28 protein-coding genes are annotated in these 25,585 nt (G+C 64.8%); 7 read left to right on the top strand and 21 right to left on the bottom strand.

The features are described from left to right. Nucleotides 1–113: 113 nt before the first annotated feature. Nucleotides 114–1,811 carry an AAA family ATPase gene (locus V5G24_RS15790; RefSeq protein WP_394081281.1) on the bottom strand — a complete coding sequence of 566 codons (1,698 nt, stop codon included), beginning with the start codon at nucleotides 1,809–1,811 and terminating at the stop codon, nucleotides 114–116. A 150-nt stretch (nucleotides 1,812–1,961) separates the two neighbouring features. On the opposite strand from V5G24_RS15790, the gene V5G24_RS15785 reads away from it, so the two are divergent. Continuing rightward, nucleotides 1,962–2,570: a hypothetical protein gene (locus tag V5G24_RS15785; protein WP_394081283.1), complete on the top strand. Its 609-nt coding sequence runs from the start codon at nucleotides 1,962–1,964 to the stop codon at nucleotides 2,568–2,570. A gap of 31 nt (nucleotides 2,571–2,601) precedes the next feature. Here V5G24_RS15785 and V5G24_RS15780 read toward each other — a convergent pair whose 3' ends face one another. Together V5G24_RS15780 and V5G24_RS15775 are read right to left on the bottom strand one after the other, a co-directional pair. Further along, nucleotides 2,602–3,012, bottom strand: coding sequence for a Rieske (2Fe-2S) protein (locus V5G24_RS15780; protein WP_394082088.1), 411 nt, complete (start codon nucleotides 3,010–3,012; stop codon nucleotides 2,602–2,604). 11 nt (nucleotides 3,013–3,023) lie between these two features. After that, nucleotides 3,024–4,691, bottom strand: a complete 1,668-nt coding sequence (locus V5G24_RS15775; RefSeq protein WP_394081285.1) for a flavin monoamine oxidase family protein — start codon at nucleotides 4,689–4,691, stop codon at nucleotides 3,024–3,026. A 168-nt stretch (nucleotides 4,692–4,859) separates the two neighbouring features. Between V5G24_RS15775 and V5G24_RS15770 the strand changes: the two genes are divergently transcribed. The 4 genes from V5G24_RS15770 to V5G24_RS15755 all read left to right on the top strand — a co-directional run bounded on the left by V5G24_RS15770 (nucleotide 4,860) and on the right by V5G24_RS15755 (nucleotide 6,879). Further along, the gene (locus tag V5G24_RS15770; RefSeq protein WP_394081287.1) at nucleotides 4,860–5,318 is read left to right on the top strand and encodes a hypothetical protein; all 459 of its coding nucleotides are present in this window, start codon (nucleotides 4,860–4,862) and stop codon (nucleotides 5,316–5,318) included. A gap of 91 nt (nucleotides 5,319–5,409) precedes the next feature. Continuing rightward, nucleotides 5,410–6,270, top strand: a complete 861-nt coding sequence (locus tag V5G24_RS15765; protein ID WP_394081289.1) for a sulfurtransferase — start codon at nucleotides 5,410–5,412, stop codon at nucleotides 6,268–6,270. Between the two features lie 28 nt (nucleotides 6,271–6,298). Continuing rightward, nucleotides 6,299–6,568 (top strand): hypothetical protein, encoded by a 270-nt coding sequence (locus V5G24_RS15760; protein WP_394081291.1) that lies wholly within the window; start codon nucleotides 6,299–6,301, stop codon nucleotides 6,566–6,568. Next, on the top strand, nucleotides 6,562–6,879 hold the full coding sequence (locus V5G24_RS15755; RefSeq protein WP_394082090.1) for a hypothetical protein: 318 nt from the start codon (nucleotides 6,562–6,564) through the stop codon (nucleotides 6,877–6,879). The genes V5G24_RS15760 and V5G24_RS15755 overlap by 7 nt, the downstream gene beginning before the upstream one ends. 96 nt (nucleotides 6,880–6,975) lie before the next feature. Here the strand turns inward: V5G24_RS15755 and pcaD are convergent, their stop codons facing one another. The 9 genes from pcaD to pcaF all read right to left on the bottom strand — a co-directional run bounded on the left by pcaD (nucleotide 6,976) and on the right by pcaF (nucleotide 14,078). Further along, nucleotides 6,976–7,773, bottom strand: a complete 798-nt coding sequence (gene pcaD / locus V5G24_RS15750; protein ID WP_394081293.1) for a 3-oxoadipate enol-lactonase — start codon at nucleotides 7,771–7,773, stop codon at nucleotides 6,976–6,978. A gap of 29 nt (nucleotides 7,774–7,802) precedes the next feature. Continuing rightward, nucleotides 7,803–8,837 carry a cyclase family protein gene (locus tag V5G24_RS15745; RefSeq protein WP_394081295.1) on the bottom strand — a complete coding sequence of 345 codons (1,035 nt, stop codon included), beginning with the start codon at nucleotides 8,835–8,837 and terminating at the stop codon, nucleotides 7,803–7,805. Between the two features lie 39 nt (nucleotides 8,838–8,876). Next, entirely contained in the window at nucleotides 8,877–9,593 is a 717-nt protein-coding gene (locus V5G24_RS15740; RefSeq protein WP_394081297.1) for an SDR family oxidoreductase, read from the bottom strand. A gap of 2 nt (nucleotides 9,594–9,595) precedes the next feature. After that, the gene (locus V5G24_RS15735) at nucleotides 9,596–9,904 is read right to left on the bottom strand and encodes a YciI family protein (protein WP_394081299.1); all 309 of its coding nucleotides are present in this window, start codon (nucleotides 9,902–9,904) and stop codon (nucleotides 9,596–9,598) included. A gap of 11 nt (nucleotides 9,905–9,915) precedes the next feature. Further along, nucleotides 9,916–10,590, bottom strand: coding sequence for a 3-oxoacid CoA-transferase subunit B (locus V5G24_RS15730; RefSeq protein WP_394081301.1), 675 nt, complete (start codon nucleotides 10,588–10,590; stop codon nucleotides 9,916–9,918). Continuing rightward, nucleotides 10,587–11,261 (bottom strand): 3-oxoacid CoA-transferase subunit A, encoded by a 675-nt coding sequence (locus V5G24_RS15725; RefSeq protein ID WP_445322300.1) that lies wholly within the window; start codon nucleotides 11,259–11,261, stop codon nucleotides 10,587–10,589. Before V5G24_RS15725 ends, V5G24_RS15730 begins: the two co-directional genes overlap by 4 nt. A gap of 19 nt (nucleotides 11,262–11,280) precedes the next feature. Beyond that, the gene (gene catC / locus V5G24_RS15720; protein WP_394081305.1) at nucleotides 11,281–11,556 is read right to left on the bottom strand and encodes a muconolactone Delta-isomerase; all 276 of its coding nucleotides are present in this window, start codon (nucleotides 11,554–11,556) and stop codon (nucleotides 11,281–11,283) included. Nucleotides 11,557–11,625: 69 nt separating this feature from the next. Next, nucleotides 11,626–12,837, bottom strand: a complete 1,212-nt coding sequence (locus V5G24_RS15715) for an ABC transporter substrate-binding protein (RefSeq protein ID WP_394081307.1) — start codon at nucleotides 12,835–12,837, stop codon at nucleotides 11,626–11,628. A 35-nt stretch (nucleotides 12,838–12,872) separates the two neighbouring features. After that, entirely contained in the window at nucleotides 12,873–14,078 is a 1,206-nt protein-coding gene (gene pcaF / locus V5G24_RS15710; protein ID WP_394081309.1) for a 3-oxoadipyl-CoA thiolase, read from the bottom strand. A 253-nt stretch (nucleotides 14,079–14,331) separates the two neighbouring features. Between pcaF and V5G24_RS15705 the strand changes: the two genes are divergently transcribed. Then, the gene (locus V5G24_RS15705) at nucleotides 14,332–15,321 is read left to right on the top strand and encodes a 3-hydroxyacyl-CoA dehydrogenase (RefSeq protein WP_394081311.1); all 990 of its coding nucleotides are present in this window, start codon (nucleotides 14,332–14,334) and stop codon (nucleotides 15,319–15,321) included. Then, nucleotides 15,318–16,094, top strand: a complete 777-nt coding sequence (locus V5G24_RS15700) for an IclR family transcriptional regulator (protein ID WP_394081313.1) — start codon at nucleotides 15,318–15,320, stop codon at nucleotides 16,092–16,094. The genes V5G24_RS15705 and V5G24_RS15700 overlap by 4 nt, the downstream gene beginning before the upstream one ends. Nucleotides 16,095–16,210: 116 nt before the next feature. Here the strand turns inward: V5G24_RS15700 and fdxB are convergent, their stop codons facing one another. The 9 genes from fdxB to nifH all read right to left on the bottom strand — a co-directional run bounded on the left by fdxB (nucleotide 16,211) and on the right by nifH (nucleotide 25,053). Continuing rightward, nucleotides 16,211–16,510 (bottom strand): ferredoxin III, nif-specific, encoded by a 300-nt coding sequence (gene fdxB, locus V5G24_RS15695; protein ID WP_394081315.1) that lies wholly within the window; start codon nucleotides 16,508–16,510, stop codon nucleotides 16,211–16,213. A gap of 137 nt (nucleotides 16,511–16,647) precedes the next feature. Further along, entirely contained in the window at nucleotides 16,648–16,848 is a 201-nt protein-coding gene (locus V5G24_RS15690) for a CCE_0567 family metalloprotein (RefSeq protein WP_394081317.1), read from the bottom strand. A gap of 8 nt (nucleotides 16,849–16,856) precedes the next feature. Beyond that, nucleotides 16,857–17,324 carry a NifX-associated nitrogen fixation protein gene (locus V5G24_RS15685; RefSeq protein WP_394081319.1) on the bottom strand — a complete coding sequence of 156 codons (468 nt, stop codon included), beginning with the start codon at nucleotides 17,322–17,324 and terminating at the stop codon, nucleotides 16,857–16,859. A gap of 8 nt (nucleotides 17,325–17,332) precedes the next feature. Next, on the bottom strand, nucleotides 17,333–17,728 hold the full coding sequence (gene nifX / locus V5G24_RS15680) for a nitrogen fixation protein NifX (RefSeq protein WP_394081321.1): 396 nt from the start codon (nucleotides 17,726–17,728) through the stop codon (nucleotides 17,333–17,335). A gap of 25 nt (nucleotides 17,729–17,753) precedes the next feature. Beyond that, nucleotides 17,754–19,133: a nitrogenase iron-molybdenum cofactor biosynthesis protein NifN gene (gene nifN, locus V5G24_RS15675; RefSeq protein ID WP_394081323.1), complete on the bottom strand. Its 1,380-nt coding sequence runs from the start codon at nucleotides 19,131–19,133 to the stop codon at nucleotides 17,754–17,756. Nucleotides 19,134–19,141: 8 nt separating this feature from the next. Then, nucleotides 19,142–20,818, bottom strand: coding sequence for a nitrogenase iron-molybdenum cofactor biosynthesis protein NifE (nifE, locus tag V5G24_RS15670; RefSeq protein WP_394081325.1), 1,677 nt, complete (start codon nucleotides 20,816–20,818; stop codon nucleotides 19,142–19,144). A 119-nt stretch (nucleotides 20,819–20,937) separates the two neighbouring features. After that, nucleotides 20,938–22,497, bottom strand: a complete 1,560-nt coding sequence (gene nifK / locus V5G24_RS15665) for a nitrogenase molybdenum-iron protein subunit beta (RefSeq protein WP_394081327.1) — start codon at nucleotides 22,495–22,497, stop codon at nucleotides 20,938–20,940. A gap of 81 nt (nucleotides 22,498–22,578) precedes the next feature. After that, on the bottom strand, nucleotides 22,579–24,081 hold the full coding sequence (gene nifD, locus V5G24_RS15660) for a nitrogenase molybdenum-iron protein alpha chain (RefSeq protein ID WP_394081329.1): 1,503 nt from the start codon (nucleotides 24,079–24,081) through the stop codon (nucleotides 22,579–22,581). An 81-nt stretch (nucleotides 24,082–24,162) separates the two neighbouring features. After that, nucleotides 24,163–25,053 carry a nitrogenase iron protein gene (nifH, locus tag V5G24_RS15655; RefSeq protein ID WP_394081331.1) on the bottom strand — a complete coding sequence of 297 codons (891 nt, stop codon included), beginning with the start codon at nucleotides 25,051–25,053 and terminating at the stop codon, nucleotides 24,163–24,165. Nucleotides 25,054–25,585 lie beyond the last annotated feature (532 nt).

Here is a 25,585-nt window from a genome sequence, read left to right as displayed (position 1 = left end):
GCTGTGTGGTTTGCGACGCGTGTCGGCTTTGCGACAGAGGGCACGGCGTCCGAAAGCGGACGTCTTTTGCCGGCGTCCCGGCCTCCGCTTGCGGCCATGGGACGAGGGGGGCTTCAGGCCGCGCGGCCGAGGTCGATCCCTCGGAAGATCGCGCAACGCTCGAACACTTCGAGTGTCGGCGGCACGCGCTTGTGGCGGCAATATTTCGCCACCAGCTTCGCGAGGCCCTTGATGTCGCGTCCCGTGGTGGTCGGGAATGTGTCCACCAGGGCGTCAAGCAGCGGTGTCTCGAGGGAGAGGCCGAATTGATCACTCATCACGCCCCAGATCCGGCGCCGCGCGGCGCTGTCTGGCGCGTGGAACTTGATCAAAGCGATGCAGCGCGAGACGATCGCCTCGTCGATATCGTCGATGCGATTGGTGGTCAGGAACAGCAATCCGTTGAAATATTCCAGTACCCGCAGGAACACGCCAACCACGGCATTCATGGCGATGTCGTCTGCCCGCCGCTTGATATAGACGTCGGCCTCGTCGATCAGCATCACCGCGCCCCACCGCTGCGCGCGGGTCAGCGTGTCCTTCAGCGCGCTCTCCATGGCCGCGGCGTTCAAGCCCAGCTGACCGGAATGCACGCGATAAAGCGGGCGCTGGATGATCTCCGCGTAAACCTCTGCGGTCAGCGTCTTGCCGACCCCGGGCGGACCCGCGCACAGCACGGTGGTGCCGCCGGATTTTCCCGCGACGATATCATCCATGAGCACGTCCATCTCGGCGGTCAGGATGTCGATGAGGTCGGTCTGTTCTTCGGGCAGAACCAGCTTTTCCCGCAGGTTCGGCTGGTAGGCATAGGGCTCCATGTCCTCCACATGCACCCACAGATAATGGTGCAGGTCCAGGTGGAACATGAGGATGTAGGGATGGATCGGGATCCGGCTGAACAGGCCCGGGCGGATCGCCGCCTTCGATTCCTCCACCTCCTCCTCGGCATCGTAAAGATTGCTCTTCGCCGCTTTGCGCAGATATTGGCCGAGGATATCGCCGGTGACCTCAAGGGTCAGGGCGCGGGCGGTGAGGATGCTTTCGTCGTTCACCAGCCGCGCGGCTCCGCCGCCGGAGGACAAGACGACCACATCCTTGCGCGACCAGTCGGTGTCGCGGTGGGAGGAATTGGGATCGTCGGTATAAAAGCCGGTGCCCCGGCCGGAGAACTGCGCCCCATAGCGGCCGCGCCATGCGAAATAACGCGCCTCGGTCTCCTCATAGGCGGCGATCAATTCCGGGGTTTCCTTCAGAAATCCCTTGGCTGCGAAGATTTCCGCAACCGTCTTGCCGGCGATCTCGCCGCCGGAAATGCGCAGCGTGGTGGAGGTGACGGCGCCCTTGGCATTGGCCTTCAACTCGACGAAGACCCGCCCGGTCTCGTCGTTGGAAGGCGGCGTATAGTCGAGGCGCGTCACAACATAGGGCAGGGGCCGGCTCGCGACGCTGGCGGTGAACATCCATCCGTGGATCGCATCGGCGATCAGATAGCGCGCGATGGCCGGCACGACGGATTCCAGGTCGTTCGCAGCAAACCTGACACTTTTGTCGCTGAACGCCCTTTGCAGGGTCGCGATCTGCGCCACGCGCGTCTGCATCTGGGGACCTGCGCCGCGGTACAGGTGCTGGAGGAAGTCAAGCTCGGGCTCGGAAAGGTTGGTGAAGGCGACCTCGATCTTCTCGCCGAAGCGCAACTGCTCCGTGAGCGGCGCCAAGGCTGGAAAACGCGTGACCATCGCCTCGATATAGGGACGTTCGATTTGCAGCTTCATGGCCATTTGTCGGTTTGAAAGAGGAGCGCAGACGCGTACCTCTTTGGCATGCACGGTTCACGCCAGCAGGGAAGCGGCAGGCTATTTGCATCGGTGGTCCCGGTCGGCGCTCGGGCGCCGGAAACGCCTTTGAAAACCGGGGATTCATCCATGACGACGCTTGAGAAGACGATCACGATCGAGGAGACCGCGCTGGCCCGGCTTGATCGGGAGGGACGGCTGCTCAATGCGGTTCTCAAGGCCCCGACGAAGAAGCCGGGCCGGTTCGGCTTTCGCGGCGATATCGCGCTGAAGTTCCAGGCCCAGGTCGCGGACGAAAAGCGCCCGCCGGATTTCTCCATCGAACAGGTCCTGACCGTCGTCCAGGCGGGAGAGCCGACCATCCCGATCCTGGTCGGCTATATCCATTCCTTCGCTTATCTCTCGGTCGCCGCCGAGGTGCTGAAGGGGCTGCTGAGCCCGACCGGAACCTATTTCATCTTCGCCAACAACATTGATCTTCTGGCCAAATACAAGGTCGTGATCGATGGCATCACTTTCTTTGTCCTGCCGTGCGATGAATCGACGGTCTGGAAGGAGATGATGGACCTGACGAGCATCGACAAGAACGATGTGAAAAAGCTCGATACGGCCGGCAAGCTCGACCATTTGCTCGATGCGGCCATCGGCTTCAACGAGGCTTATACGCCCATCACCTTCGAGGAAGGCGTCGCCCGCATGGAGCCGGTGAAGAACCGCAACGAGAACCGCCCCGTCTGACGGGCCGATCCGTCGTCGGGCCTTCCCTTCGTCAGGCTTGCGCTTCGTCGGCGGCGACCTCGTCATCCTCCTCCACGAGGGTGACGCCGGTCACGCAGATGTCGTTGTCGAGCACGCTCAGCGCCACCGGGATCAGGCTCTTGCCCTTGCAAGGGCCGTCCACGCAGGTGCCGGTGCCCAGCTCGAACAGGGCACCGTGCTTTCCGCACATGAGGCGGATGCCGTTCGGGTCCAGGAACTGGTTGCGCTCCCAGTCGAGATTCACCCCGTCGTGGGGGCATTTGTTGACATAGCCGAACACCTGGCGCCCCCATCGCACCACGATGATGGGCCAGGGTTTGGGTTCGCCGTTTTCGCCGACGATCATCAGATGAAAGCCGGCGGCGCGCTGGCTCGGAATGTCGCTCATGCTACAGATGGCGTAGGCCACGTTCTCGTCCATGTTGCGCTCGCTCATGAGGAAATCCCCGGTGCTTGCAGGTTTGCGCGCAGATCCCCCCGCGCGCTCATAGGCTGGTCCTGTGCCGGCTGCGCCTTCGGTAGCAGCAGCCGATTGGCGGCGAGCGAGAATTCCTGCCACGCCGCCGCAATGTCGCGCAGGATGGCCTGCACATAGGCCTTCGATAATTGATGCTCGTCAGGAAAATTCGATAAGGCGCAGGATGTGCGGTTGAAGGCGATCACATCGTCCACGAGCGCCTGCATGAAGGCGCCGAACGGCTGCTGAACCAGCGGCGTGAGGCTGGCCCGTCCGCGCTCCACACCCGCTGCGGTCAGATCGAGGGGCAGTTCGCCCAGCTTTACCAGCGCGCCGGCAAAGGTGGCTTCCGCAGCGGCGAGGATCGCGCGCTGGGTGATCTGTTCGCGCTGCTGGGTTGCGAGTGCGTGAGTGAGGCGACGGCGATAATCATCGAACGCGACTTCGCCCTGAAGCGCCACCCAGGCCCGCCAGGCGGCGAGCGCGGGCCCGTCTCCCGTGCCGTCAACATCCTGAGCGGAAGGTCCGTCCGCGCGGGTCTGTGCGCTTTGTGCGGCCCAAGCCTGTATCAGAGCCCGCTCGATGCGCCGGGCGGCGTCCAGCGCCCCTTCCAGATAGCCGGCGCCCTGCGCGGCCGTCTCCGAACCGCCGATGTGCAGCCGGCCGCCCCACAGCGGGCGGCGCAGAAGCGGATTGCCGGTGTCGGAGTGGGTGCCGATCGTTGCGTCGCGGTCGCGATCGCTGCACGTGAAAGGCTCGGTCGCCCAATCCTGGTAATATTGGGTGCCGCCCTCTGCGCCCGCGCCGAACACTTGCACCAATTGATTGTCCATCAGCATGGGCAGGCCGATGCTGAAGTCTTGGCGCAATTGCGGCGTCAGCGCCAGGAAGCCGCCGAGCGCGGCCTTGTCCGCGGCGCCGTCACAGGCGTCGAACACTTCGCCGATCACCGCCTGCTCATGGGTGACGAAGGCATTGCCGGCAAGCCCGGCGTTCCGCCAGAAGGCGCTCGGATAGGCGACCATCACCTTCGCCCGCGCCGCCATCCAGGTTTCTGTGCCCCGCATGGCGTCGCGGACCGCCGCGCTGAGCTCCGGCTCGAACTCGACGCTTTCCTCCAGCAGGCGTGGCGGCAGGGCAAGGACCACGTGCCGGGCCTCCAGCGACACCGTATGGTCGCCGACACGAAAGGCGAGGGCGACATGATCGCCTCGGTCGGTCACGCGGGTGAGCAAATGGCCGAGATAGGTCCGCTCCGGCGGCAGGTCCCGGGCCAATGCTTCCACCAATTGCCCCATGCCGGCTTCCAGGCGACGGGCATCGCCATGAACCTGCCGATCCGCCATTTCCTCCGCCCGCTTGTCCGGATCGCGCAGGTGCAGCACCACGCCTGCGTCATGCTGGGGAATATGGGCGAGGCCGGTTTCGGCGATGAGGCCTGCGACAAGGGGCTGGCTCTGCGGCCAGAACCAGGTCGGGCCGAGATCGAGGGGGAGGCCGCTCGCTGCGTCCTCCACCGTCAGGATGCGCCCCCCGAGCCGCGGGCGCGCTTCGAAGAGCGCGGCCGGCCGGCCGTGTCGGGAGAGGCTCCGCGCCAGGGCGAGGCCGCAGAGCCCGCCTCCGATAATCGCCGTGTCGAGCATGGCCTGCCTACATCTGTTCGTCTCGCCGGACCGTCCTGCAAGATTCGCGCAAACTTCCCGGAGGTGTCCGCGCGATCCGCCGATGGTGGCCGCTGAGCGCAGAGGCCGTGGCAATTGGCACAGAAATTGATCTGTCATTCCGCAACCCGCCAATGTTTGGAGACTGACATGAACGTTGCAGAAGAATTCGCCCAAACCTCCCTGGAAGAGCTGAAGGCGCTTCTCGCCGGCGGAACCTTGACCATCTATTCGGTCGCCCGTCCCCTCACTGCCGACCGGCCGGTGGAGCGCAGCGGCATCCTGACCACCTTCACCTTCGCCACTCCGGCCTTCGGTCCCGAGGTGGAAGGCGAGGAAACGCCTTTGTTCGTCGCGAGTTCGGTGCCGGCAGTCACGGTCGGAACCCCTGGTTTTGCGCGTGCGCGCACGGCGGATGGCAAGGTGGTGGCGGATTTCTCGGCCGGGCCTGGCAATCGCGAGATCAAGTTCGCCGAAGTGTCGTGCTCGGTGGGTGCCCCGGTGCGGGTTGCCCATTTCAAATTCATCGCTGAGGGCGGCTGGCCGGAGCGGCCGGACTATTACGATGCGCGGCCTCAGCCGGGCTATGCGATGCCGCGCGTTCTGTGAGGGACGCGGCCAGATGAGGGAACACCGGGCGCGCGGGCCTGGTGTCTAATTCGCGACAGTGGGTCGGCTTTCCGACAGGGAGATCAAGTGCATGAGCTCGGAAAATCCTGAAGGACTTGTAACCACCGAATGGCTTGCAGCGCATCTTGCGGATCCGGACATTCGGATCCTGGATTGCACTTGGCATCACACCAGCACAAATCTTGACGGGCGGACGCAATATCGCGGGCGTCACCTTCCCGGCTCGGTTCATTTCGATATTGATCACGTGGCGGATACATCGAGCCCGCTGCCACATATGCTGCCGAGCGCCGCCGATTTCGCCAAGAAGGTGGGGCTTATGGGCGTGGGGCCCGGCGACCGTGTTGTCGTCTATGATCGCCTGTATGGCGGCTCCGCGGCCGGCCGGGCCTGGTGGATGTTCCGCGTGTTCGGCCATGACAATGTGGCGATGCTCGACGGCGGATTCGCCAAATGGGTGAAGGAAAAGCTGCCGACGGAAATGTCGCCGGTCCGTCCCGAGCCGCGCGTGTTCGAGGCCTGCTTCCGGCCCGAACTGGTGCGCAGCATGAGCCAGATCCAGGACAACCTGTTCAGCGGGGCGGAACAGCTCATCGACGCACGCGGCCCGGCGAAGTTCGACGGGACCCAGGAAGACGTCTTTCCGGTGAAGAAGCAGGGCCATATCCCCAATGCCATCAACATTCCCTGGGCCGATCTGATCCATCCGGAGACCGGCGCGCTGCGGGGGAAGGAAGCCCTTGCGGCACGGTTCGCCGCGGCGGGAATCGATCTCAACCGGCCCATCGTCACCACATGCGCGTCGGGCATTTCGTCCTGCGTGCTCGCCCTGGGGCTGCATGCGATCGGCCATCCCACCGCCGCCGTCTATGATGGATCCTGGGCGGAATGGGGCGGTGCCGAGGACACGCCGGCGGCCGTGGCCGCATGAAATCCGGGACCAGAAGGAGGCCATGCGCATGAGCGAGCAGACAATCGCCGCCGGTATCATCCTGGAGGGCGAGGAATATCAGCTCTGCGCTGGCGGGGATGGCGTGTCCTTCGTGTTGCGGTTCAAGACTGAACACATGGTCGCCCATCTCGCCGGCGACGACGCGGCCCGCTTCCAGAGCGATTTTGAAACGGTCCGGCAGCAGTTCCCCACCTCGAAGGCCGACCAGGCCCTGGCCCAGCTCTGGGATCAGGGTGGTTACAGCTGGCTTGCGACAGAAGAGGAAGGCAGATCATGACCACCCTCATCAAGACCACACAAGACGGACGCAAGCTCGAGGTGATCGGCCTTGCCATCTGTCTCGACGGCGCGCTTGAAGCCTTTGAACTGATTGAGGTGAAGGACCATCCGAACCGGCGCGCGATCCTTGCCGCCGTTCCGGATGCGACCCATGTCGCCGGACGGCTGCCGTTGACGCGCGAGGAGGTCGATAAGGTGTTGGCGGCGTTTGCAGAAGCGGAGGCGGAAATCCTGGCCAGTCCGGCGGCGATCAATGAGCGGTTCCGCATCGCCGCCATGTGGAAAGCCCGCGAGCAGGGCATCGAATAGCCCGCCGCGGACCCGCCCGTTTCGGCGGACGAACAGCGGTTCAAACCGGAGATAACCCGGTTTGAACCGAAACGTACGCGGATGTTCCGCCGAATTTCAGCGCGCGAGATGGGCAAGCACGAGTTGCACCATCTGCGCGGGCTGTTCGACGCAGGGAATGTGCGAGGCGTCGGCGATCAGCTCAAGCTTCGCCCCCGGAATGGCGGCGGCGAGTTCGTGAGCGGACGCCGGCGGGGTGGAGGGGTCCTGATCGCCGACCAGCACCAGGGTTGGGGCGACGATGTCCTTCGCCGAGGGCCGCAGGTCCGCATCCCGTACCGCGAGAGCGCAGCCGATATAGCCGTCGAGGGTGGTGCGGGCGACCATGTTGACATAGCCGCGCATGATCTGCGGCGCGCGGGCGCGGAAGCTGTCGGTGAACCAGCGGGCCATCACGCCCGGCGCGATGGCGGCGAGGCCGTCCCGACGGATGCCGGCGATGCGGTCGGTCCACACCGAGGCCGGCCCGATCAATAGCGCGGTATCGCACAGGATGAGCCGGTCCACCCGCTCGGGCGCGTGGGCGGCGAGATGTTGCGCCACCATGCCGCCGATGGAGAGGCCGCACACATGGGCCTTGGCGATGCCGAGCGCATCCATCAGCGCCAGGGCGTCGCCGGCCAGGGCGGGAATCGAATAGCCGCTCAACGCATCGGGCAAGGGGGTCGCATCGGTCAGGCCGTGGCCGCGCATGTCATAGCGCAGCACGCGGAAATGGGCGGTCAGCTCCGCCATCACCGGGTCCCACACATGGAAATTGGTGCCGAGCGAATTGGCGAGCAGCAGCACCGGCGCCTCCGCCGGGCCTTCGAGCGCATAATGGGTGAGGATCTCTCCGGCGAGGAGGAAGGGCATGTCCGGCGGTCTCCAGGAGGTCACGCGGGTCAGAGCGTGGCGATGGGGGTGACGGGAGAGCCCGCCGCGCCGGGCAGCCGCAAGGGCGGGGCGGTGAGCAGGAAGCGGGTGCGCCCGCTCGCCCGCAAATAGGCGGCAAGATCGCCCAGCCACCACAATTCGCCGAGCGGCAGGCCGAGCTTGAACAGGCAATGATGGTGCAAGGGCATGGCGGCCTTCGCGCCGCGCCCGAAGGGGCGCGCAGGCAGTCCCTCGACCGCGTAATTGTCGGTGGCGAGGGCGGCGATCTGGCTGTCGCTGATCCATTGCAGCAGGCGCTCGTCGCGCCCGTCGAGGACCGCGCAGGCGTTCGCCAGAACGGCCGGGTCGGGCGCTCCGTCCATGCGCATCACCACGCCGGCAAAGCCGGTGTGGAGGCACAGGATGTCGCCCGGTTCCACGCTCACTCCATCGGCGTCCATCACCGACATGAGGTCGTCATAGGTCACGAAGCGCCGCGTCTCGCCGAAGCGGGCGAACAGGTCCACCAGCACGCCCCGGCCCTGAACCCCATGGGCGGCGGCATTCTCGATGCCCAGCTTCAGGGCACCGAAGGCGCGGCCCGCGGCGGCGGTCTCGCGCACCCCGAGCACGTCGGAGCCGGCGCGGAAACCATTGTAATAGACCGGCTCGGGCATGCCGTCGCCATCGGCGTCGAACAGCGCCCCCACATGCACCAGCGCATCCCATTGGGTGGAATATTGCAGGGCGATTTCCACCTTGTCGTCGCACACCACATCCAGCAAGCCGGCCTCGTCATGGCACAGGCACTGGTTCCAGCGGGGCTTGTCGGCGGGGCCGGTGGGCGAGAGCACGGGTGGCCCGCGCCGTGGATTGAGCGCCTTGCCGCCGGGCCGGTCGAGCGGCAGGCTCAGGCAGAAGGTGCGGCCCTCGCGCACCTCGGCGATGCCCTCCCGCACCTTCTGAGGGGTCAGCAGGTTGAGCCGGCCGAGCTGATCGTCGGGGCCGAAATCGCCCCAGGTGGAGCCCTCGGGGCGGCGGACCCAGCGCGGGTTCGAAGGCATGATTGTTTCCTCGCTCACGGTTTTGCGCAGATCCGTCCTTCAGACGGTGGCCTTGCCGACAGTGACGCCGCCGCACACGGCCAGCGTCTGGCCGGTGATGAAGCCGGCTCCGTCGCAGAGGAAAAAGCCGATGGCCTCGGCCACATCCTGCGGCAAGCCCATGCGGCCCACCGGGATGCCCTCGACGATGGCGCGGGTGCGCGGGGCGTCGGGCGGGTTCGCCGCCGTGAACAGCGGGGTTGCGATGGGGCCGGGGGCGACCGCGTTCACGGTGATGCCGTCCTTGCCCAGTTCCAGCGCCCAGGTGCGGGTGGCGCCCAGCAGGCCCGCCTTGCTGGCGGCATAGGCGGTGCGCAATTCCTTGCCGTAGGCGGCGCGGCTGGAAACATTGACGATGCGGCCGAAGCGCGCCGCCCGCATGGAGGCGAGCAAGGCCTGCGTGGCCTGGATGGCGGTGCCGAGATTGAGCCGCATGACGGCGGCGAAATCGGCGCTGCTCGTCTCGTCGAGAGTTGCCGGCCGCACCATGCCCACATTGTTGACGAGGCGGGTGATGGGGCCCTCCGCCAGCGCCTCGGCCAGCGCGGATGCCGTTGCGGCCTCATCCATCATGTCCACGGCGATGAAGCGGGCGGCAAGATCGGCGGGGGGCGGCAGGCGGTCCAGCACCACCACGTCGCGGCCCGCCGCGATCTCGTGCCGGGCAACGGCAAGGCCGATGCCGCCGGCGCCGCCGGTCACCAAGGTGCGGTGCATGCTCATGCCTTGGGCGGCAGATAGCTGACGCCGGCCACGTAAGCCTTGCGCCAGCGGGTGATGGAGACGCGTTCGAACAGGCCCGCCTGGAAGAACGGATCGGCGGCGATGAAGGCTTCCGCCTCCGCGCGGGTCTCCAATTCCACCACATAGAGCCCGCCGCCAGCGGTGTTACCGTCATCGTCCAGCTTGGCGCCGCAGGACAGCAGGAGCGGGGCGTTCTCGGCGAGGAAGTCGAGATGCGCGTCCCGCGTCGCCGCGCGCAGGTCCAGCGTGCCGGGCTTGTCGAAGGTCTCGATGATGTAGGGCATGGGTGCTCGCCTCAGGCTGCGTGGATCTTGATGCCCGCCCGCCGCTGCAGCTCGTCGAGGCTGAGCCCCGGAGCGAGGTGCCGGGCCACGAAGCCGTGGGGCGCGATGTCCAGGACGGCATGGTCGGTATAGACGCGCGAGACGCAGGCGAGCCCGGTAAGCGGGTAGCTGCAGCGGTCCACCAGCTTCGACTCCCCCTTCTTGGTCAGCATCTCCATCATCACGAACACGTTGGAGGCCCCGACCGCGAGATCCATGGCGCCGCCCACGGCGGGAATGGCATTGGGATCGTTGGTGGCCCAATTGGCAAGGTCGCCATTTTCCGCCACCTGGAAGGCACCGAGGATGGTGATGTCGAGATGGCCGCCGCGCATGATGGCGAAGGAGAGGGCGTGGTCGAAGAAGGCCCCACCGTCGAGCAGAGTCACGGGCTGCTTGCCAGCGTTGATGAGGTCCATGTCGACGGCATTGGCGCCGGGTTTGGGCCCCATGCCGAGGATGCCGTTTTCGCTCTGGAGCAGGATTTCCTTATCCTGCGGCAGATAATCGGCCACGAGTTCGGGCATGCCGATGCCGATATTGACCACCGCGCCCTCGGGAATATCGGCGGCGATCCGCTGCGCCATCTCGGCACGGGTCCAGGGCATGAAGTCGATTGCGATATCGCTCATTGGGGTGTCGCTCATTGGGAAGCTCCCGTGCCGATGGCCACCACGCGGTTCACGAACACGCCGGGGGTAACGATCACCTCCGGGTCGAGGCTGCCGAGGGGCACAATCTCCTGCACCTGCGCCACCGTGACCTTGGCGGCGGTGGCCATGACCGGGCCGAAATTGCGCGCCGTCTTGCGATAGACGAGATTGCCCCAGCGATCGCCCTGCCACGCCTTGATCAGGGCGAAATCGGCCTTGATGGGATATTCGAGCACATAATTACGCCCCTCGATCTCCCGTGTCTCCTTGCCGTCGGCGATCGGCGTGCCATAGCCTGTGGGGGTGAAAAAGGCGCCGATCCCGGCCCCGCCGGCGCGGATGCGCTCCACCAGATTGCCTTGCGGCACCAGTTCCAGCTCCACCTTGCCGGCGCGATAGAGCGTGTCGAACACCTGGGAATCCGCCTGGCGCGGAAACGAACACACCACCTTGCGCACCAGCCCCGCCGCAAGCAGGGCGGCAAGGCCCGTGGTGCCGTTTCCGGCGTTGTTGGAGATGATGGTGAGGTCCTTCGGCGCGCGCGCGATCACCGCCTCGATCAGTTCATGCGGCATGCCGGCGCCGCCGAAGCCGCCGACCAGTATGGTCGCGCCGTCGGGAATGTCGGCAACGCAGCTTTGCGTGTCGGGTCTCGTCTTGTCGATCATGGTCGGGGCAGGCTTCTCAGAGAGAGGAAGGGTGGCGCGCCAAGGGCGTCACGTGAATGTCCATGAACGGGAACAGGGGCAGCGAGGCGAGCAGGGTGTGCAACTCGTCCACGCTCTCCACGTCGAAGATGGAGATGTTCGCGTAGCGGCCCGCGATGCGCCACAGATGTACCCATTTGCCCTGCCGCTGGAGATCCTGCGCATAGGCCTTTTCCGCCGCCTTGATGGCCTCGGCCTTCTCGGCCGGGAAATCGTGCGGGATGTTCACCTTCATCTCGACATGGAACAGCATGGCACGGACCTTTTTTGGGGGATGAGCAAGGGGCGCCGGCTGCGCGTGCAGCCCCGGCGCCCCCGTGCCTCACTTCTTGACCAGCGGGCAGGTGCTCTCGCTGAGCGGCTGGAATGCCTCGTCGCCGGGGATGACGCGGACGATCTCGTAGAAGTCCCACGGACCCTTCGAGGCTTCCGGCTTCTTCACCTTGGCGAGATACATGTCGTGCACCATGCGGCCGTCCGCGCGGATCTTGCCGTTGCGGGCGAACATGTCGTCGATGGGCAGCTCGCGCATCTTGGCGACGACCTTCACCCCCTCGTCGGTGCCCGCGGCCTCGGCGGCCTTGAGATAATGCAGCACCGAGGAATAGACGCCGGCCTGCACCATGGTGGGCATCTTGCCGCCCATGCGCTCGGCGAAGCGCTTGGAGAAGGCGCGGGTCTTGTCGTCGAGATCCCAATAGAAGCCGGTGGTGAGCACCATGCCCTGCGCGTTATCAAGGCCAACCGACTTGATGTCGGTGAGGAACAGCAGCAGCGCGGCCAGCGTCTGCCCGCCCTGGGTGATGCCGAATTCACGCGCCTGCTTGATGGTGTTGATGGTATCGGCGCCGGCATTGGCCATGCCGATGATCTGCGCGCCCGACGCCTGGGCCTGGAGCAGGTAGGAGGAGAAGTCCGAGCTGTTGAACGGCGCGCGCACCGCCCCCTTCACCGTGCCGCCCTTTTCCTTGACGATCTTGGCGACCTGCTGTTCCAGGTCATGGCCGAACGTGTAGTCGGCGGTGATGAAATACCAGGATTTTCCGCCGCCGCTGGTCACCGCATTGCCGGTGCCGGCCGCGAGCGAATAGACGTCATAGGTCCAATGCAGGCCGGTGGCCGAGCAGGCCTTGTTGGTGAGCGCCATGGAGGCGGCACCGGAATTGATGTCGACCTTGCCCTTTTCCTTCGCCACGTCGCGCACCGCGAGCGCGGCGACCGAGCCGTTGATGTCGAAAATGGCATCCACATTCTCGGTGTCGTACCAAGCGCGGGCGGTGGTGGAGGCGACATCCGCCTTGTTCTGGTGGTCCGCCGATACGAGTTCCACCGGCTTGCCGTTGATCGGCTTGCCGAAATCCTCGATGGCGAGGCGCGCGGCTTCCACCGAGCCCTTGCCGGCGAGGTCGGAATAGGCGCCCGACATGTCGGTGAGCACGCCGATCTTGACGCCGCCGCCGGCATATTGCGCGGCCGCCGGGGCGGCCATCATCAGGCTCGCCAGAACGCCGGCGCAGATTGCTTTGGTCTTCATGCTTCCTCCCAAGATTTCAAGGATCTGCCGAGCGTTCAGACGCGCTCGATCACGATGGCGATGCCCTGGCCGACGCCGATGCACATGGTGCACAGCCCATAGCGTCCGCCGGTGCGGGTGAGATGGTGCACGGCGGTGCCCACCAGGCGCGCACCGGACATGCCGAGCGGATGGCCGAGGGCAATGGCGCCACCGTTCGGGTTCACATGGGCCGCATCGTCCGGCAGGCCGAGATCGCCCAGCACGGCGAGCGCCTGGGCCGCGAAGGCCTCGTTCAGTTCGATCACGTCCATGTCGGCGAGGGTGAGCCCGACCTGCTCCAGCACCTTGCGGCTGGCGGGGGCGGGGCCCATGCCCATGATGCGCGGCGGCACGCCGGCGCTCGCCATGCCGAGCACGCGGGCGCGCGGCGTCAGGCCGTGCCGCTCCACCGCGACGGCGGAGGCGAGGAGCAGGGCGGCGGCGCCGTCATTGACGCCGGAGGCATTGCCTGCAGTCACCGTGCCGTCCGCCTTCACCACGCCCTTGAGGCGGGCGAGATCGCCGATGGCAAGATCGGCGCGGGGGTGCTCGTCGCGGTCGAACAGCTTGGGCTCGCCCTTGCGCTGGGGCACCGGCACCGCGACGATTTCATCGGCGAAGCGCCCCTGCGCCCAGGCGGCGGCAGTGCGGCGCTGGCTTTCCAAGGCGAAGGCATCTTGGCGGTCGCGGGAAATCTGGAACTCTTCGGCTACATTCTCGGCGGTCTCGGGCATGGAATCGACACCGTGCATCGCCTTCATGCGCGGGTTGACGAAACGCCAGCCGATGGTGGTGTCCTCGATCTTCGCCGCGCGGGAGAAGGCGCTGTCGGCCTTGCCCATGACGAAGGGGGCGCGGCTCATGCTCTCCACGCCACCGGCGATGAGCAGATGCGCCTCGCCGGCCTTGATGGCGCGGGCGGCGGTGCCCACGGCATCCATGCCCGAGCCGCACAGGCGATTGATGGTGGTGCCCGGAACCCCGACCGGCAGCCCCGCCAGCAATGCGCCCATGCGAGCGACGTTGCGATTGTCCTCGCCCGCCTGATTGGCGCAGCCGAAGATCACGTCCTCGATCCGCGCGGTGTCGAGCGCGGGCGCGCGCTCCACCAGGGCGCGAATGACGTGGGCGGCGAGATCGTCCGGCCGGACGGCGGAAAGTGCCCCGGCATAGCGGCCGATGGGCGTGCGCACCGCATCACAGATGAAGGCTTCGGTCATGGATCCCGCGCGTTTGTTCGATATACGAACATTTATTTGTGATTTTCATAAGTGGCCTGCAAACAAAGCGTCAAGCGGTTTCGATGCTGCATTGCAGAGATGGTCTGCGAAAAAATAAGATAAAATACTGAAAAATATCGATTAAAAATCGAACGGCACCGCTTGCGGAACGGGCGGGTTGACAGCAGCAATCGTGTGGTATTTTGTGCGCAATACGAACATAACGTTCATCATGCGTACAGATGGAGCGGGCATGGCTTGGGCGGAAGGCGGGATCGTCACTCTGGTGGGGGGTGGCAGCATGGGTCTGGGCTGGGCCATCGTGTTCGCGCGGGCCGGCTTTGACGTGCGCATCCACGACGCCAGCGCCGACGTGCGCGCCGCCGTCCGGCCGGGCATCGCCCAACGCCTGGCCGCCCTCGCCGATCACGGCCTCCTCGCCACCGCGCCCGAGGCGGTGATGGCGCGCCTCTCGGTGGGCGACGATCTCGGCGCGGCTCTGGCTGGGGCGATCCACGTGCAGGAGAGCATCCCCGAGCGGCTGGATCTGAAGATCGACCTGTTCCGCGCCCTCGACGAGATGGCGCCCGGCGATGCGGTGCTGGCGAGTTCCACGTCCTCCTTGCCGGCCTCGGAATTTGCCGCTGCCTTGCCGGGACGGGCGCGTTGCCTGGTGGCCCATCCCGCCAATCCGCCCTATCTGCTGCCGATCGTCGAGATCGTTCCCGCCCCCTTCACGGCGCCCGAGGCGGTGGAGCGCACCCGCGCGCTGATGGCGCGGGTCGGCCAGACACCGGTGGTGCTGAAGCGCGAGATCAACGGCTTCGTCTATAATCGCCTGCAAGGCGCGGTGCTGCGGGAGGCCTATTGGCTGCTCCAGCAGGGGGTGGCCGATGTCGCCGACATCGATGCCGTCATGACCGGCGGCCTCGGCCTACGCTGGTCGCTGATCGGCCCGTTCGAGACCGCGGACCTCAATTATCGCGGCGGCATCGCCGAGCACGCGCGCCGCATGGGCGAGCGCTACCGCCAGATGGGCGCCGAGCGTGGCCAGCCGGACGTGTGGGACGAGGATCTCGTCGCCCGCGTCGCGGCGGCGCGCCGGGCCGTGCTGCCGCTCGACCAATGGGAGGCGCGCGTTGCCTGGCGCGATGAGCGCCTGATGGCGGCGCGCGCGGCTGGGCAGGGGGCGCCGGCGCATGATAATGAGGCAGCGAACGAAGGTTCCGGGGAGACGGCATGAACACGGCGCAGGCGAGCGAGGATAAGGACTATGTCCAGTCCCTCGCGCGCGGGCTCGAGGTGATCCGCACCTTCAGCCAATACAAGCCGCGCATGACGCTCAGCGAAGTGGCCCAGCAGACCGGCCTGACACGGGCGACGGCGCGGCGCTTCCTGCTCACTTTGGTCCGTGAGGGTTATGCCGAGGTGGACGGCAAGTATTTCTCGCTGCGCCCGAAGGTGCTCGATCTCGGCTTTGCCTATCTGTCCTCCCTACCGGTGTGGGAGGTGGCCCAGCCGATCATGCGCGACGTGGTCAACACGCTCCAGGAATCCTGCTCGCTCGCGGTGCTGGATGGGGCGGACATCGTCTATGTCGCGCGCGAGCCGACGGCGCGGGTGATGACCATCGGCCTCAGCATCGGCAGCCGCCTGCCGGCCTATTGCAGCTCCATGGGGCGGGTCCTGCTCGCCGGCCTGCCTCCGGCGCAGCTCGCGGCCTTCTACGACCGGCAGAAGATCGAGCGCCGCACGCCGCGCACGGTGGCCAACATGCTGGCCCTCAAGGATGCGGTGGAGAGCGTGCGCCGCCAGGGCTGGGCTTTGGTGGATCAGGAATTGGAAATGGGACTGCGCTCCATCGCCGTGCCGGTGCGCAATCGCCGGTCGGAGGTGTTGGCGGCGCTCAATGTCAGCACGCACGAGGGTCGCACCTCGGTGGAGACCATGCGCACCCGATTTCTGCCGGTGTTGCAGGATGCCGCCCAGAGAATTTCCGCGGCCTTGCCGCAATAGCTGCCGAACGGGCGTGCGGCGTCGCCCGACCGGGATGCGCGGCGACGGCTCCGTCCTGCCGGGTCACGCATGACCGAGGACGGACGCGCCATGCTCCGTCCTCAATCCCCCGTCGTTCAGGCAGCTTCCGCCTTCTCCGTGCCGTGGGTCTGGCAATTGGTGGGGCAGACGCGCGCGCAAGCGCCGCAGCCGATGCAGGCGCCGTCGTCGTTCATCACCATGATCTTCTTCTCGACTTCATCATCCTCATCGTCATCGAGGCTGATGAATTCGCCGTCCTCATTGATGCCTTTCAAGGTCATCACATCCCGGCCGCAGACCTTGTAGCAGCGACCGCAGCCGATGCACTTCTTGACGTCGATGGCCAGGAGATATTCCGGCTGCCAGGCGCGGCCGTCGCGGGTTGCGTTTGACATGATGCTCTCGACTTTCAGATGAGACCGACGGCGCCGCTCCTTGACCGGCGCCGAAAGGGTTCGTTCAGGTCCGCGCGGGCTTGACCACCGGCCCGTGAGACAGCCCACGGGCGATGCGGGGGTGCAGTGCCCCGGTGTCAGGGGGCTTCGAGCGCCTTCAACTGGGCACGCTTCTGCTCCAGTTCGGCGTAGGCCTCGTGTGCCCGCTTGGCGACGTCGGGGATGGTCTCCCAGCTGATCGGCAGTTCTTCGGACAGATCATGCAGATCCATCTTGGCGGCCGTCGCCTTGGCTGACAGCTTCTTGATTTCCGCCTTCAAGCTTTCCAGGTCGCTCATGGATCACCTCAATATTTCGCGACGGGTTCGAATTTCTCGATCATCTCGATGCCGGCATCGACGTGCTTCTGGCCTTCCTCGGCGAGCTTCGCGAGGGTGTCGAAGCCGAAGCGGTGCACGTCGCGCAATTGCTTGTTCACAACGATCAGCCGGCCGCCGATCAGCACCATGCGGCCGAAGCCCTCATGGCTCATCTTCATCATGGGCGTGATCATCACACCGGTCGCCTTCTCGATGGAGAGGCAGACGGCGTTGAAGAACAGTTCCATGCGCCAGAGCGTATCGGGATCGGGATCGCCGATGATCGGCAGGGCGCGGCGCGCCTCCTTATCGAGAATATAGGGTTCCAGCAGGTCGAGGTCGGCCTTGCTGTCCCACGCGCCATGGGAATCCTGCGCGCGCCACACCTTGATCAATTCCTTGATGAAGGGAGCCTCGGCGGCGGGGGTCGGGGCGAGTTCTGCGGTTTCAGCCATGGTGTTCCTCACTCATCAAAATCGAAGGTGCGTTCCTGGCCCTTGGCCAGAGCCTTGCGCAGCCAGGGGGGAGGATTGCCCTTCAGCACATCCTCCAGCTTCACGAGAAGGTCGGAGATTTCCTCCGGCTGGTTCACCTTCATGGGATGGATATTGTTCGCGACCACGCGCGCCGCGCCGGACCCGCCGATGGCGGCCACATAGAGGATGGCGCAATCCTTGATGGCATCGATCTTGGGCGCCAGCTTGTCTTCGTTGCCGTCTTCCTTCAGGTCGCCATCGAATTGGATGGCCTCAAGAAAGCGGTGCCCCTGGGGGCCGATCTCATAGATCGCGATGTTCTTGGCCCAGCCAAAATGAGCATCGACACGCTTCAGATCCTGGGTTGCGAATGCGATCTTCATGGGATCTTCCTTTCCTCGTCTCGCATCAATGCGCCGCAGCGGCATGGCCCGCGACGTGACCTTCGCCGCGCCAGGTATCGGGCGTGGGTTCGTGATTTTCTTCGTGGTCGGCAATGATGAGATTGCTGATGTGGAAGATCGTGTCGCGCGTGCCGCGATAGCCGACGCTCAGCTGATGTCCCGCGCCCAGCCGGTCGAACATGGGCATGCCGGCGCGATAGAAGGGAATGTGAAGCCGTTCCGCCGCCTGCCGGCCGTGGGAGTGGGTCACCAGCAAGTCGCAGCCCCGTGCCTTGGCGAGGGTTTCCAGGTCTTCCAGATCGCCGATCAGGACATCGTCCGTCTCCACCCGCGCCAGCACCGGCGATTGGGTGGTCGTGACGGCGGCCGTCACATGGGCCCCCAATTCGTGCAGCATGGAGCTGAGATCGAACAGGAGGTCGGGTTCCGCGCCGATGGCGAGCTTGCGGCCGCCCACGTGGAAATGGGCATCCAGCATGGCATCCACCAGCTGGCCGCGCTGGCGGCGATATTTCAGCGGCACCGGCCGGCCGCTGATCTCGCTGAGGAAGGACACGAAAGCATCGTTCGGACCAAGGCCACACAGGCGCTCGAACACCTTGAACGGCGTGCCGGCCTTCTTTTCCATCGCCTCGGCGGCCTGTTTCATCTGCGCGCCGATCGCGATGGTCCAGGCGGCTTGGCCCATGGTGGCGACTTCATCCACGCCGATGCCGCCGATGGTGGTGGGCGTGAATTCGTCGGGAATATGCCCGTCCAGCGAGCCGCCCAGATCCGGCAGGAACGAGGGTTCCAGGCCGAAATCCTCAAGGATGGTGCGCACCTCCTCGATGTCGCCGGGTGTCAGGTGGCAGCCGGGCAGAACATTCACCCGCGCCGGGTCGCGCCGGGCGGCATTGGCTGGCGTATCCACCAACACTTCCACCATGCGGGTCACGGTCTTTTCCCATCCGTCCTGAAACGCGTCCTTGAAGTCGGGGGTCGAGACATAGACCATGGGTAGGTTGGCCACTTCCGGATGGTTCTGCCGGATAAGCTTGATATAGCCCTCCACGTCGTCGCCCTTGGTCTCGGTGACGCCGGTGGAGCAGATGCCGATGATCTCGGGCTTGGTCCGCTTGTGGATGTTGAGCACCGCCTGTTCGACGTTCTCATAGCCGCCGAGCACCGTCGCCACCTCGCTCATGGCGGTGGTCTGCATCGGGATCGCTTCCTTGAAGTGCCGCACGAACAGCACCAGGCCGAACGAGGTGCAGCCCTGGGAGCCGTGCAGCAGGGGCATGGCGCCGCGCAGCCCCATGAAGGCGAGCGCGCCGCCGATCGGCTGGCTCATCTTCAGCGGATTGACCGCGCAGGCCTTCTTGCCGAGTGTGACCTTTGCCATGGCGCCGCCTATTCCGCAGCCTGGAGGGCAGGGACCGCCGTCACGGCGACGGCTGCGAGGATGTCGTCGATCCGCTCGGAACATGCCCCGCAGCCCCCGGAGGCGTTGGTGTGGGTGCGCACGCCCTCGACATCCGTCAGCCCGTGGGCCGCGATCGCATCCTCGATGGTGCCGAGATCGACCGTTTTGCAATTGCAGATCTTTTTCGCCCGGCGCGCGGCTTCGGCGGCGACCGGATCGGCCGCCAGCGCGGCGGCTTCCGCATCCATCTGCGCCATGGCGACCGCCTGCCAATTGGTGCCGGCCACTTCCCACGGCGCCGCCTTGCGCACCTGCTCCCAGATCGGGTTGTAGAGCGCCTTGTCGATTTCCTCGACCAGCTTCACCATGCCCACATAGCCCATATAGGCGTGGTGGCGTTCCTGGTTGATGTCGAGCCACGGCATGGACGCCTTGAGCGCGATGAATTGCGAGCGCCCGCCCGACAACATGATGTCCGCCTTCGCGTCCTTGAGCATTTTGTACATTTCGCGCGGCGTCATATCGTCGATCATGTGGGCGTCCTGGCCCATCAATTCCTTGATGCGTTCCTTGTCTTCCTTGGTGGACTTCTTCACCGAGGTGCCGACCAGCTCAAGGCCGGCTTCCTGCAGGGCCGCCACCACCGACCAGGATTTCACGCCGCCGGTGATGAGCAGAACCTTCTTGCCCTTGAAGCGCGGCTTGTAGGAGGCGATCGCGGCCCAGGCCTTGGCCTCCTCGCGGGCGATTACCGCCTCGGTGCGGGTCATCAATTCCTCGGGCGCGCCGCGCTCGATCAGCAGGCGGGCGATTTCGCGCAGGGAATCGCTGGAATCCTCGATGCCGTAGAAGGAGCCCTCGAAGAAGGGAATGCCGTAGCGCTCCTCCATCTTGCGGGCGACATTGATCATGGCTTTCGAGCACACCATCATCGCGGCCTTGGCGCGATGGGAATAGGCCACTTCCTTATAGCGCCCGTCGCCGGAGATGGACGAGAAGATGCGGATACCCAATTCGTCCAGCAGCGGCTTCACCTGCCACAATTCACCGGCCAGATTGTATTCGCCGATGATGTTCAGGTCATAAGGGGTGGTGAATTCGGGCTCTTCGGTGCCGATGACATGCTCCAGCAGGGCTTCGCCCGCGAGCTTGTTGCCGAGATTCTTGGGGCCGACGAAGCCGGGCGAATTCACCGGAATGACCGGCTTGCCGAACTTCTCCTTCGCGGCCTTGCAGACCGCATTGATATCGTCGCCGATCATGGCCGGCACGCAGGTCTGATAGACGAACACCGCTGGGGGATCGTATTTCTCGATGATCTCGCGGATCGCCTTGAACAGGCGCTTCTCGCCGCCGAACACGACATCGGTCTCATTGATGTCGGTGGTGAAGCCGGTGCGCCAGATGTTCGAACCGGAGGATTTCGCGCCGCGATTGTCCCAGCTATTGCCTTCGCAGGCGATCGGGCCGTGGATCAGATGAGCAACGTCGGTGAGCGGCTGGAGCGCGATCTTGGCGCCGTCGAAGGCACAGCCGCCGGCCGCGCCGCCGGGCTGCAATTGCTTCGTGCAGCCCTTCTTGCGCTCGGCTTCGGACTTGTTGGCGTTCTTGCCGCAGCCCGGTTCGTTGAAGACGTCCTGGATCGTGGCCGATAACGACGACATGCGCATCTCCTATCCATGGAACGGGTTATGAAATGAATGAAACAAATGGGTCGTGAATACTTTCATTGGATGCGCCCCACCGCCCGGTCGGGTGGTGGGGCAGGCTTGCGAAACGACGATCAGCGGATGATGTCGAAGCTGTAGTCCGTCTTCGAGGGAACGTTCGTGTTCTTGTCGATCTCGTCGAAGATCTTGTCGAGGATCCAGACCAGAACGTTCATGCCGCCCTGATAGCCCCACACCGGGTAACGATGGTGGTGGTGGCGATCGAAGATCGGGAAGCCGATGCGGATCAGCGGCGTGCCGGTGTCGCGCTCCAGATACTTGCCGTAGGTGTTGCCGATCAGGAAATCCACCGGATCCGTGAACAGCAGCGAGCGCATGTGCCAGAGATCCTTGCCGGGATAGACATGGCAGTTCTGGCCGAAGGGCGAGGAGTCGAACAGGGCCTGGACCTTTTCCGCCCACTGCTTGTTGCCGTTGGTGGCGAGCACGTGGGTGGGTTCGGCGCCGAGCTCCAGCAGGAACGCGGCGAGGCCGAGGCAGAGGTCCGGATCGCCGTAGATGGCGAACTTCTTGCCGTGGATGTGCGCGCTGGAATCGGCGATGGCGTCCACCAGGCGACCGCGCTCGCGCGCCAGTTCCTCGGGGATTTCCTTGCCGATGATGCGCGACACCGCCATCAGGAAGGCGTCGGTGCCGGCCACCCCGATCGGGTGGTTGAAGGCGACCACTTCCTGGCCATGGGACGCGATGAAGGGAAGCGTCTTCTCGGTGCTGTATTCCTGCATCGAGATGGTGGCCTTGGCGTGCAGCGCGTTGGCCGCGTCCTCCAGCGTGGTGCCGCCGTCATACATGCGGAACTCGCCGTCGGTCGGGGTATCCCACACGTCGCTGTTGTCGCCGAGGATGGTGTAGTCCGCACCCATGATGCCGAGCAGGCGCTTGACTTCACGCAGGTTACCGACGGTGTAGCCGTCGAAGCCGCCGATGAAGTTGATCTTCTCGTTCGGCACGCGCTCCAGCACCGGCGCGGTGCGGGCCTTGCCGTCCCAGAAGTGCTCGAAGATGCCCTTCATGACATTGTCGTAGCCGGTGACGTGGCTGCCGACGAAGGCCGGGGTGTGGGCGAACGGCACGTCATATTCGGCCGGGACCGAGCCCTTTTCCTTCGCCGTCTTGATGAAGGCGTTGAGATCGTCGCCGATGACTTCGGCCATGCAGGTGGTGGAGACCGCGATCATCTTCGGCTTGTACATCGCATAGGTATTCGCGAGGCCGTCGATCATGTTGTTGAGGCCGCCGAACACAGCTGCATCCTCGGTCATGGACGAGGAGACGCAGGAGCTGGGCTCCTTGAAGTGGCGGGAGAAATGGCTGCGATAATAAGCGACGCAACCCTGCGAGCCGTGGACGAAGGGGATGGTGCCCTCGAACCCGACCGCGGCGAACACCGCGCCGAGCGGCTGGCAGGCCTTCGCGGGGTTTACGGTCAGTGCTTCGCGAGCGAAGTTCAGCTCGCGATATTCAGGGGTCTTGGCCCATTCCCGCACGCGCTCCACTTCGGCCGGATCGCGTGGGTTCTCGAACATCTTCTTCTTGTTCGCCAGCATCTGCTGGTATTCCGGGCCGCGGAACAGCTCGAGATGGTCGAGCACGTGATCGGCATTTTGAGTCATGGTGGTGTCCTCTTGAAATGTCATGTCCCGATCTGGGGTCCCGGCGCCGTCCCCGAAGGAGGGCGCCGGGACGCGGTGAAGCTATTCCGCTGCCATCAGGGTGGGCTTGGGCGCCGCTTTCCACGGGGCCTTCGTCATCTTCCAGACGGGGGAATTGATCGCCATGTCCATGTCGCGCGCGAAGATCGCGAAACCGTCATAGCCGTGGTACGGGCCGGAATAGTCCCACGAATGCATCTGCCGGAACGGCACACCCATCTTCTGGAACACGTACTTTTCCTTGATGCCCGAGCCGACCAGATCCGGCTGGATCTTCTCGACGAACTTCTCGAACTCGTAGCCGGTCACGTCGTCATAGATCAGCGTGCCGTCCTTCACATAGTGCTGGGCGGTGCGCTGGTAGTCGTCGTTATGGCCGAACTCATAGCCGGTGCCGACGACTTCCATGCCGAGGTCTTCATAGGCGCCGATGACGTGGCGCGGGCGAAGTCCCCCGACGAACAGCATCACGGTCTTGCCTTCGAGACGGGGGCGATACTTCGCAATGACCGCGTCCATCAAAGGCTGGTACTTCGCGATCACGCGCTCGGCACCTTCCTTGATCTTGTCGTCGAAGTAGCTGGCGATCTTGCGCAGCGATTCCGCGATCTTGGACGGGCCGAAGAAGTTGTATTCGCACCAAGGAATACCGTACTTTTCTTCCATGTGGCGCGAGATGTAGTTCATCGAGCGGTAGCAGTGCAGAACGTTGAGCTTGGCCTTCGGAGTGGCCTCGAGCTCCGCCAGCGAACCGTCGCCGGACCACTGGGCGATCACGCGCAGTCCCATTTCTTCGAGCAGGATGCGCGAGGACCAGGCGTCGCCGCCAATGTTGTAGTCGCCGATGATGGCCACGTCGTAGGCGGTCGGCTCGAAGCGCGGGGCGGCATCCGCGGGGATCTTGTCGAACACCCAGTCCCGGATCGCGTCGTTGGCGATATGGTGGCCGAGCGATTGCGACACGCCGCGGAAGCCTTCACAGCGGACCGGAACGATGGTCTTGCCTTCGTATTCCTTCGACTTGGCCTTGGAGACCGCCTCGATATCGTCACCGATCAGGCCGATCGGGCATTCCGACTGAACGGTGATGCCGTTGTTCAGCGGGAACAGTTCCTGGATTTCGTCCATGATCTTGGCGAGCTTCTTGTCGCCGCCGAAGACGATGTCCTTTTCCTGGAAGTCGGAGGTGAACTGCATCGTCACGAAGGTGTCGATGCCGGTCGTTCCGATGTAGTAATTGCGGCGCGCAGCCCACGAATACTGGCCGCAGCCGACCGGGCCGTGGCTGATGTGGATCATGTCCTTGATCGGACCCCAGACCACGCCCTTCGAACCGGCATAAGCACAGCCGCGGATGGTCATCACGCCGGGAACCGACTTCAGATTGGACTTAACGCCGCAATCCGATTTTCCGGATTCATGGACATTGAGGTGCTTGGCGCGCCTCTTGGCGGTCTTCTCGGGATAGACCTCCAGGACTTCCGAGATCAGTTCTTTATTGCGAGCTTTGATTTCTTCAATGCTCTGCGTCTTTGCCAGGCTCATTTCGCTATCCTCGCTTAACCCCGTTTTCGTGGCGGAAAACCAGCCCCTCGTTGGAGGGGCTGGGATTTGCTTCGAAAAGCCTCAGGCGGACATCGCGGCCAGTTCTTCGGCGGTCTTGCCGACCACGCTCTCGTCGACGGCCTTCATGATGCCGTGCTCCATGAGCATGTCTTCCAGCTCGTCCATGGTGATCGGGGTCGGGATGATACCCTTGCCGCCATTGGCATGGATCTTGTGGGCCAAGCTGCGGTAATGGCCGGCCTGAACGCTGTCGGGAGCGTATTCGAGCACGGTCATGCGGCGCAGCTCGGCGTGCTGCACGATGTTGTCGCGCGGCACGAAGTAGATCAGGTGGGTGCCGAGCTTCTTCGCCATGGCTTCCGCCAGTTCCAGCTCCTTGTCGGTCTGGCGCTCGTTGCAGACGAGCCCGCCCAACCGCACGCCGCCGGAATTGGCGTATTTGAGAATGCCCTTGGAGATGTTGTTGGCCGCATACATGGCCATCATCTCGCCGGACATGACGATGTAGATTTCCTGGGCCTTGTTCTCGCGGATGGGCATGGCGAAACCGCCGCACACCACGTCGCCGAGCACGTCGTAGGACACATAGTCGATGTCCTCGTAGGCGCCGTTTTCTTCCAGGAAGTTGATGGAGGTGATGACGCCGCGGCCGGCGCAGCCGACGCCGGGCTCAGGACCGCCGGATTCCACGCAACGGATGTCGCGGTAGCCGACCTTCATCACCTCTTCGAGTTCCAGATCCTCGACGCTGCCGGCGGCGGCCGCGAGGCTCAGGATGGTGTCCTGCGCCTTGGCGTGCAGGATCAGACGCGTGGAATCCGCCTTGGGATCGCAACCGACGATGAGGATGCGATGTCCCATCTCGGCCAAGGCCGCCAGCGTATTCTGGGAGGTGGTCGACTTGCCGATACCCCCCTTACCGTAAAATGCGATTTGTCGTAGTGACGACATGTGCTTCTCCTGCGAACTGATTGCTTTGTCACGCCGAGGCGTGAGCCGCTCATTTCCGAACTCGTCAGCCCTGCTTCGCGAAACGGAGGGGACGTTGCTTGTCCAGGTCATCGGCGTGAGCCAGCAACCAGTCGCCGTGCGCTGAATAGGTTTTGCAACTCCTGTGCCAAGGGTCTGGCTTTAATAAAATCATTTAAAAACAATGAGTTGCGGGCGTTTGCGGCGCTATTTCAGACTTGTTTCAAATCCGACATCCATGCAGGCCACCCGACATCCTTGGACATGCCGCGACGAAGTGCCGGGCGGGGCGTCAAACCCAGGCGTCGTGGGCGCCGGCGCCGGCGCCGGGCAGGTCGGGCGATGCGTGCCGCGCGGGATTGGGCTGCGTCGCGGCTCGCCTTCGTGCGCGCGGTGGCGGCGCGCGTACGACGATGCGGTCGGGCGCGGCGGTGACGGGCGGCGGTGAGGGGCGGCATCCCGCCAGATGCGGCGGGCCCTCCGCGTCGGACATGCGCCTGTAGCAGACGCGACA

It is taken from the genome of Roseixanthobacter finlandensis (assembly GCF_043195105.2).
In the GTDB taxonomy this organism is placed as follows: Bacteria; Pseudomonadota; Alphaproteobacteria; order Rhizobiales; family Xanthobacteraceae; genus NCEH01.
This window is presented reverse-complemented; position numbering and strand designations above follow the sequence as displayed.

Bases quoted from the DNA above. Each gene is read 5' to 3' on its own strand.
- nifX (WP_394081321.1), bottom strand. From the start codon at position 17,728: ATGAAGATCGCATTCGCAACCCAGGATCTGAAGCGTGTCGATGCTCAT.
- V5G24_RS15735 (WP_394081299.1), bottom strand. From the start codon at position 9,904: ATGCCCTACATCATCGAGACCTTCGACAAGCCCGGCACGCTGGACCTG.
- V5G24_RS15780 (WP_394082088.1), bottom strand. From the start codon at position 3,012: ATGGACGAGAACGTGGCCTACGCCATCTGTAGCATGAGCGACATTCCG.
- V5G24_RS15740 (WP_394081297.1), bottom strand. From the start codon at position 9,593: ATGCACCGCACCTTGGTGACCGGCGGCGCCGGCGGCATCGGCCTTGCC.
- V5G24_RS15745 (WP_394081295.1), bottom strand. From the start codon at position 8,837: ATGCCTTCGAACCCGCGCTGGGTCCGCCGCCCCGAGGGCTCCACCTGG.
- catC (WP_394081305.1), bottom strand. From the start codon at position 11,556: ATGCTGTTCCATGTCGAGATGAAGGTGAACATCCCGCACGATTTCCCG.
- V5G24_RS15790 (WP_394081281.1), bottom strand. From the start codon at position 1,811: ATGAAGCTGCAAATCGAACGTCCCTATATCGAGGCGATGGTCACGCGT.
- nifE (WP_394081325.1), bottom strand. From the start codon at position 20,818: ATGTCGTCGTTATCGGCCACGATCCAGGACGTCTTCAACGAACCGGGC.
- nifN (WP_394081323.1), bottom strand. From the start codon at position 19,133: ATGGCAAAGGTCACACTCGGCAAGAAGGCCTGCGCGGTCAATCCGCTG.
- V5G24_RS15730 (WP_394081301.1), bottom strand. From the start codon at position 10,590: ATGAGCGACACCCCAATGAGCGATATCGCAATCGACTTCATGCCCTGG.
- V5G24_RS15775 (WP_394081285.1), bottom strand. From the start codon at position 4,691: ATGCTCGACACGGCGATTATCGGAGGCGGGCTCTGCGGCCTCGCCCTG.
- pcaD (WP_394081293.1), bottom strand. From the start codon at position 7,773: ATGCCCTTCCTCCTCGCCGGAGAGATCCTCACCCATTATGCGCTCGAA.
- nifD (WP_394081329.1), bottom strand. From the start codon at position 24,081: ATGAGCCTGGCAAAGACGCAGAGCATTGAAGAAATCAAAGCTCGCAAT.
- V5G24_RS15760 (WP_394081291.1), top strand. From the start codon at position 6,299: ATGAGCGAGCAGACAATCGCCGCCGGTATCATCCTGGAGGGCGAGGAA.
- nifK (WP_394081327.1), bottom strand. From the start codon at position 22,497: ATGACTCAAAATGCCGATCACGTGCTCGACCATCTCGAGCTGTTCCGC.
- V5G24_RS15700 (WP_394081313.1), top strand. From the start codon at position 15,318: ATGAACACGGCGCAGGCGAGCGAGGATAAGGACTATGTCCAGTCCCTC.
- V5G24_RS15770 (WP_394081287.1), top strand. From the start codon at position 4,860: ATGAACGTTGCAGAAGAATTCGCCCAAACCTCCCTGGAAGAGCTGAAG.
- nifH (WP_394081331.1), bottom strand. From the start codon at position 25,053: ATGTCGTCACTACGACAAATCGCATTTTACGGTAAGGGGGGTATCGGC.
- V5G24_RS15685 (WP_394081319.1), bottom strand. From the start codon at position 17,324: ATGGCTGAAACCGCAGAACTCGCCCCGACCCCCGCCGCCGAGGCTCCC.
- V5G24_RS15715 (WP_394081307.1), bottom strand. From the start codon at position 12,837: ATGAAGACCAAAGCAATCTGCGCCGGCGTTCTGGCGAGCCTGATGATG.
- V5G24_RS15765 (WP_394081289.1), top strand. From the start codon at position 5,410: ATGAGCTCGGAAAATCCTGAAGGACTTGTAACCACCGAATGGCTTGCA.
- V5G24_RS15705 (WP_394081311.1), top strand. From the start codon at position 14,332: ATGGCTTGGGCGGAAGGCGGGATCGTCACTCTGGTGGGGGGTGGCAGC.
- V5G24_RS15690 (WP_394081317.1), bottom strand. From the start codon at position 16,848: ATGAGCGACCTGGAAAGCTTGAAGGCGGAAATCAAGAAGCTGTCAGCC.
- pcaF (WP_394081309.1), bottom strand. From the start codon at position 14,078: ATGACCGAAGCCTTCATCTGTGATGCGGTGCGCACGCCCATCGGCCGC.
- V5G24_RS15785 (WP_394081283.1), top strand. From the start codon at position 1,962: ATGACGACGCTTGAGAAGACGATCACGATCGAGGAGACCGCGCTGGCC.
- fdxB (WP_394081315.1), bottom strand. From the start codon at position 16,510: ATGTCAAACGCAACCCGCGACGGCCGCGCCTGGCAGCCGGAATATCTC.